General features: G+C 60.8%; 5 protein-coding genes. 2 read left to right on the top strand and 3 right to left on the bottom strand.

Going from position 1 to position 6,754, the window contains the following annotated elements:
- Positions 1-272, top strand: a 272-nt coding sequence (locus K1Y02_24190; protein MBX7259482.1) for a hypothetical protein, incomplete at its 5' end; no start/stop codon positions are given.
- Positions 273-424: 152 nt separating this feature from the next.
- On the opposite strand, the gene K1Y02_24185 is transcribed toward K1Y02_24190, so the two are convergent.
- From K1Y02_24185 to K1Y02_24175, 3 genes are read right to left on the bottom strand one after another with little or no spacing between them, the layout of a single operon-like run.
- Positions 425-2,917 (bottom strand): DEAD/DEAH box helicase family protein, encoded by a 2,493-nt coding sequence (locus tag K1Y02_24185; protein ID MBX7259481.1) that lies wholly within the window; start codon positions 2,915-2,917, stop codon positions 425-427.
- Positions 2,914-4,845 (bottom strand): site-specific DNA-methyltransferase, encoded by a 1,932-nt coding sequence (locus K1Y02_24180; GenBank protein MBX7259480.1) that lies wholly within the window; start codon positions 4,843-4,845, stop codon positions 2,914-2,916. Before K1Y02_24180 ends, K1Y02_24185 begins: the two co-directional genes overlap by 4 nt.
- Positions 4,842-5,027, bottom strand: a complete 186-nt coding sequence (locus tag K1Y02_24175; protein MBX7259479.1) for an Arc family DNA-binding protein — start codon at positions 5,025-5,027, stop codon at positions 4,842-4,844. The genes K1Y02_24180 and K1Y02_24175 overlap by 4 nt, the downstream gene beginning before the upstream one ends.
- Positions 5,028-5,167: 140 nt before the next feature.
- Here K1Y02_24175 and K1Y02_24170 point away from each other — a divergent pair, with 140 nt between their 5' ends.
- Positions 5,168-6,604 (top strand): ISL3 family transposase, encoded by a 1,437-nt coding sequence (locus K1Y02_24170; protein MBX7259478.1) that lies wholly within the window; start codon positions 5,168-5,170, stop codon positions 6,602-6,604.
- Positions 6,605-6,754: the final 150 nt, after the last annotated feature.

Here is a 6,754-nt window from a genome sequence, read left to right as displayed (position 1 = left end):
CGGTGAGTCGTCCGCGCATGGTGAAGCCGCGCGCGCTCGCGCGTAATCCGGCCGCCGCGTGCGCCGATCCGCTATCGGCAACCGTTATCGGCGGCGCCTACGGGATGCCCGGATGCGCCAAAAAAGAGGGTAATTGGAAGATAGCGTGGGTTCGCCGCTCCGGAGCTGGCCGGGGTCAATCGGTTAGATTGGAATCTGGCGTGGGTACTACCGCACGGTCATGCGGTAGTGGTCGATTGGTAAGATTGGAATCCTTCGTGGGCCGTTCGTGAGGCCGTGACGGAACACGAGGACGGATCGGCCACAACCCACATCTTCATCGAGCCGGCCGTGAACGACGCACGGGGCATTGCCCACGGCACTGTGGCCATCCGTGGGTCATCCACGGGCAATGGCCGGCGGCCCGACCTGTCGTCGTTGGGCGCTAGAATCCCGCGAGGTTCTCGATCCTGAAAATCTGATCGGGGAAGTTCTTGTCGGTCTTCTCGTCGTACTTGATCGTCACGTAGCGACCGTCCGGTTCCCGCATCAGCATGGGGACGGAACCGTAGAAACCGTGAGATGCCACTACCTTTTCGAGCGTGTCAGCCCCATTGAGGATGTGATCACCCTTGATCTCCAGCAACAGAATGCCATCGCCCTTGGTCCGTCCTTTGACCTTGATCCCGAAATCGGGGAAGTACCGGTAGCCGTTCGGCAGCACGATGGCGATGGACCACGGCTTCCGGGTCTCGTTGCGGAACCAGTATTCGACCGTCCCCGACGTATCGGCGTCCAGCAGCCCGGCGAACTTGCGCTCCGGCTCATTGAGGTCCTGCGGAACGATGCCGTAGATGTTCAACGAGGACCTTGGCGTGCCGACGGGCCATTCAACGCTTTCCGGTAAGGACTGGTCCGCGTCCACCACTTCCTTGTACTTGGCCGAGCACTGACGAGCGGCCTTCCGTAGGATGTTGGGATACGTGGCCATGATGCGGTTGAGCGCCTTCTCTACGGCGTCTCCCTCGGCCGGAATGCCGCGATGCTCGAACTCGGCCTGTAGGCGCTCCATGAGCGCCTCGTGCAACTGCTTCGGGTGAAGATACTCGGCGTCGAACAGCACGCCGTTGGCCCGGCGTGCGATCTCATAGTCGGAGAGCCTCGCCTGCATCGCGGTGATCTCCGCATCCTTGTCCGCGTCGAAGATGTCCACCGACTTCTTCGTAACCTTGACCGACTCGCGGAGCCCGGCGCCGAAGACCTTGTCGTCGATCCCGATGGTCGCCTTTACGCAGCGCAGTAAGTCGTCGGTCGAAAGCGGAAGCTGCTCGGTCTTGTACAAACGCGGTATGCCAGCCCTGATCGCATAGTTGCGGTTGCCAGAAAGCGGCGACGGCGCAGCCGAAGTCTTCTGACTACCGTTCGACGGAACGTCGAGTGGCGACGGCGGCGGGTTGAGGATCAGGCTGGTAAGAAGGCCCGGCGTGGTGGGCGCCGCCTGCGCTGTGAACGTCGGGGCGGACGGGCTTTGAGCGGTGAGCGGCGGGAATGGCGCAGGCGCGTACGGGACGGACACCAACGACGTTTGCCCGTTCTGCGTCACCTGCACCTCGTTCTTTCCCGCGACAGACACGACCATCGTGTACGGCGACACCTTCGACAACTCGGTCTGAATCGAGTTGATCTTCTCGCCGGCCGAGGTCAGGCCCGTCTGGTTCTCCGCATCTGCCAAGAAGACGTACCCGTAGCGCAGCAGGTCCGGCAAGGTCTTGTCGAGCGCGCGTGGTTGTAACCGGGCATGCACCCTCAGGATTCGCCCGACCACCTGAATGCCGAAGTCCGTGTCCTTGGCTCCGCGCAGGGAAACTAGCGTGAAGGCTCGGGGCGCGTCGAATCCGAGCGCGACGGCCACCTTGAAGATGAGCACCTCCTTCGACTCGTCCTTCGCCACGACCAGCAGGTCGTCGTTCGGGTCCTCCGAGGTGTACCAAGCGATGGCCGACGCCGGCACGCCGGCCGCTTGCAGCCGCGTCTTCGCTTCGTCCACGGCCTTGTCGCTATTGCCGACCTGCACGAGCATCAACGGCGTCAGGTTGATTCCGATCCCAGCCAGCGTCTTCTTGATCGCCCCGTGCATTTGCCACGCATCCGCGATTGCGGTCAGTCCGAAGTCGAGCAAGGCGCGTTGATCGTCGGGGGCGATGTAGGCAATCGACTTGATGCCGTCTTTGATGAGTGCCGCATCAACTGCGTCCTTTCGACTGACGCTGATTCGGTGCAGCTCCTGTATGCCTGCCGCTTCCTTAAACCGCTCGATGTCTTGATCGTTGGGGGTGGCAGTGACGAGAAGTGTGAAGTCGGGACGCATTACGTCCCGATAGAACTTCACTGCTTCGGTGGCCTTGGTGAAACCGTGATGAGCCTCGTCCACGACGACACCGATTCGGAACCCGTCCTCGCGCAGTTCGGGAATGAAGTCGTCAAGCGCTAATGAGGTGTCGCCGCTGGACCGCAGCACGCGCGTGTCCTTGCGAGCGGCTGCGACCGACGCCCATGTCGTGACGAACAGATCACCGGACTTGGCCGAAGCAGTCACGCGCTCCGTGAGGAGATCACGAACGCGAAGGCCAACAAAATCCGCTTTGAAGACCGCTTCCGATTGCTCGACCAAACCAGCGAAAGGTGTGAACCAGAACCAGACAATCTTCGCATTGTCCGGTCGATCTGGACGGCTGAAAGCCTCGGCTATCAGCCCGGCCATTCGGGTCTTCCCCGAACCGGTCGGCGCTTCAAGCAGCGCGCAGCCGTTGTACGCCGATGCTGCCGCGCGGCTCGCCGCATCTGGCGCCAATTGAATCTGCGACTCGGCGTAGCGGAAGATTTCGAGGACGTTCCTGACGGCCTCTTCCTGATACCCCTTCGGGCCTTGCCCGCTCATTTTCGCGCCCCCGCGCCGAAGCGATTGACTAGAAACTGAGGAATCGGCGCGAAGCTAACTCGTGGGTCGGCGATGCGATGCTCCAAGAGGGCAGGCTGCCACGAGTAGATTGTCGCCTGCCCGTATTGCCTAAGGATGGACTTCAAGTCGCCGATGATGCGGTCGGTAATTTTGGTGAGATAGATCACGACAGTGTGGCTGCCAGCGATAACCTGAATCGGCGTTGCGGGATCATACTCACCAACTTCCTCGGCATGAATAAGTTGCAGCGCGGTCCACACTTGATCATGCTGAATCGTGCGAAAGACCCTTTCCGTCAAAATGCGGCGGGTGCGTAGGTAGGCATACGTCCCCCCAACTCCCTCAACTTTCTTCATGTCCTCTTTGGCCTTGTACGAGTAGCCATTGATAGTGGCGTTCAATCGGGCTCTCGTAATGTCCCGACACACGTTCTTGTCCGGCACGTCCGAAGTTGCCTCGGTACTGGAAACGAGAATGAAGCGACGACTTGCGGCGCTATCCGCGTCAGCGTCTTCATCTGCATTTAGCTCCAGTACAGCTTGTCCCGTGGTGCCACTGCCCGCGAAGAAATCGACCACCAAGTCTTCCGGCCCCGTACTTTGTGCGATTAGCGCCTTTACCAGTGCGATGGGCTTCGGATACGGGAAATCCTTGTTTCCGATCATCTGCGCCAAGAGCGCTGTTCCCTCAGAAGTGAATCCAGTTGTAATCACTTCGATACCCTCGAAGTCAATCTCCTCCAACTCGGCCTTCTTCATCGAGGCGGGGGTTATCCATGTTGAGAGGGGTTTTTCCGTGCGCTTGATTTCACTCACAAAACGCTTGATTCGAGGTGTTCCGTAGCCGATAGCCTTACCGACCCAGAATTCGGGCGGCACGATTGCATCCAATACTCTTGAAGGGATGTCCCCCTTATCGACAGCCGCTTTGATAGCGCCTAGCTCGCTGTAGATTCGAAGGTTGCGTGGGGCGGTGCCTTTGTGAACTGCATCCATGAAGGATTCAACCGTCTCATAGGTGACGACCCTCTCATCAGCCGGCCACCTAAGGCGTTGTTCCTCGACCAGTACCTCCATGGGAAGGGCTCTAATCTTCTGACCAACCTTGAGCCGTTCGCGACTAGCGAATCGCCAAACACTATCGGGATCGCAGGCATACCATCGGTTCGTCTCTGGGTTCTGGAGCGGATAGAAGGCATCGGGGCGCTGTTTGAAGTTGTGTGCCTTCGTGAGCGGGCCGTCAACCCAAGGACCCCGAGGATCATTGTCGGGGTTGCTATCGACTCGCTCTTTCGGCCGCCCAGCAAAAGAGAACTGGGGCCCCGCAAAGCAGAGCACGTATTCATGATCAACACTAAGGAAAGCGCCCTTTGCGTCGTTAGCGCCGCTTCGGCGACGCCATACGAACGTACCGACTTTCATCCCGGGGAACACGAGTTCCATCAGGAGGGAGACGTGAGCGTATTCCTCTTCGCCTATTGAAACGAATATGACCCCATCTTCGCGCAACAGCTCCCGCGCGAGGTCGAGGCGCCTGTACATGAACTCAAGCCACTTGCTATGCCGGTAGAGGTCGTCCTTTTCAACGAAGCGGTCGTTGTAGATAAAGTCGCGGTTACCGGTGTTGTAAGGGGGGTCGATGTAGATGCACTTAACCTTGCCGGCGTGCGTCATGCGGAGATACCGCAAGGCATCGAAGTTGTCGCCTTCGATGATCAGATTCGGGTACGGACCTTGTCCGCAGGACAATTCGGAAACGAAGTCCAGAGCGATGAAATCAGAATTGATCGACCTATCGTGGTCGATCTCATCGCGCTCCCACAGCAGGCCGAATTTTGGCTTACGGTCACGCTCACGAACCAACCGGATCAGGTCTTCCCGGCTGTAGTCCTCGTAGTTTTTCTTCATGTCTTTGCTTTTCCGGTCTGCCGTTTACGGTCAACGGATATTCCGTTGGCTTCGCAGTACCGGAGGATCAGAACTTCCACCATGTTCGCCATGCTGCGGTGCTCCTTCTCCGCCGCCATTCGCAGCAGGTCGCGAACCTCGTCGGACACCCGCAGAGTCGCTGCGGAAGGCTCTTTCGCCATGTTCGCTCCGGTGTTAGTATGGCACCACAATGCCTACCCGTTGCGTGCAACACGCACACGGTCAGCAGCAGGATAGCGCCGCCCGGCCCCCGGCGCAACAAATCCAGCAGTCAGGGCCTCACCGTTCCTCAGGGGTAGGAATGGCCGTCGATCTTCTGAATCTTCCTTCGTTGCGCGTCACCGAGTTGGACGATGGTGCCGTCAGCGGTAAGGGCTTCGTGACGGTGAAGGCCGTCGTCGTTGGTGACACGACTCATTGCCCGCACTGCTTGGGCGTGCGCATCCACGGGCACGGGGTGGAGGAGAGGAAGGTCGCCGACACCCCGCTTTTCGGCAAGCCGACCAAGCTGGTCGTGCAGCGCAAGCGGTTCAAGTGCTTGGACTGCGACAAGACCTTCTCGGAACCGACGCCGGACCTGCATGACACCCGGCAGGCGACCAAGCGGCTGGTGAAGTTCGTGCAGGAGAATGGGCTACGCCTGACCATGGCCGAGGTCGCGCGGCAGACCGGCCTCGCCAACAAGACCATCCGGCTGTTCGTGGACGACTACCGGAACACCGAAGAGAAGCTGCGGATGCCGGTGACGCCGAGGGTTCTCGGTCTCGACGAGGCGATGATCGGCGGCGTGTACCGGGCCGTCATCACGAACGTCGAGTCGAACGACTTCTTCGAGATTCTGGAGGGGCGGACGCGCCAGCATCTCGACGCGTACTTCAACCCGATGCCGGACAAGCACCGGGTTGAGGCGGTCGTGACCGACCTCTGGAACCACTACCGGGCCACCATCCAGCACCACTTCCCCGGCATTCCGCAGATCGCCGACCGCTTCCACGTGATGCGCATGGCGTCCGATGCCATGGAGAACGCGCGGAAGAGCGTCCGGCAGACGCTGAAGGCCAAGCAGCATGAGGCCGAACGGATCATGCTCAAGGACCGGCGCTTCCTGCTGTTGGGGCGGCAGAGCGAGCTGACCGCCGCCGAGATCGTCTTGTTGGACGAGGTCAAGGCCAAGTACCCGCTGCTGGCGGCCGCCCACAACGCCAAGGAGGGGTTCTTCGCTCTGTACGACGCCCCCGACCGGAAGACGGCCGAAGCTCTGTTCAGGCAGTGGAAGGCCAGCATCGACCCGCAGGTGGCGCGCTGGTTCACCAAGGTCGGCGTCGCCGTGGACGACTGGCACCCGCAGGTCTTCGTCTACTTCGACCTCGCCTACACCAACGCCTATACCGAGTCCTTCAACCGGTTCATCAAGGACACCAACCGGTTCGGGCGGGGCTACGGTTTCGCCGTGCTGCGGTCTCGGCTGCTCTTCAACAACATCACCAAGCACGTCGAGTGGCCCAAGATTCGTGGTCGGGCCACGGGAGGAGGGGCCGGTTCGGGTACCGGTGCCGGTGCTGGAACGGGCGCCGGCCGTTGGGGGTTCACGGACTCCTTCATGGCGCCAACCGTGGCCGCCGCACGGGTGGCGATGGCGCCCACGCCCGAGCACGAGTCGAACGGTCAGCGGTATCTCTGGTACGGTGCCTCAATCCCCAAGACGTGCGAGCTTCTGGAGGCGGGCTACTTCGAGTAGAGCCCACGCCGTCTTCCAATTACCCAAAAAAGAAGCCCCGGCGCTGCTTGCGCCGGGGCTTCTCGAAACTGCTGCCGGGGCCGCGACCCGCGGCCCCTTCGCGCTACGACTTCTTGGCGGGGGCAGCGCCCTGCGCCGGCGTCGCGGTGG

The organism is Candidatus Hydrogenedentota bacterium (assembly GCA_019695095.1).
Classification (GTDB): Bacteria; Hydrogenedentota; Hydrogenedentia; order Hydrogenedentales; family SLHB01; genus JAIBAQ01.
This window is presented reverse-complemented; position numbering and strand designations above follow the sequence as displayed.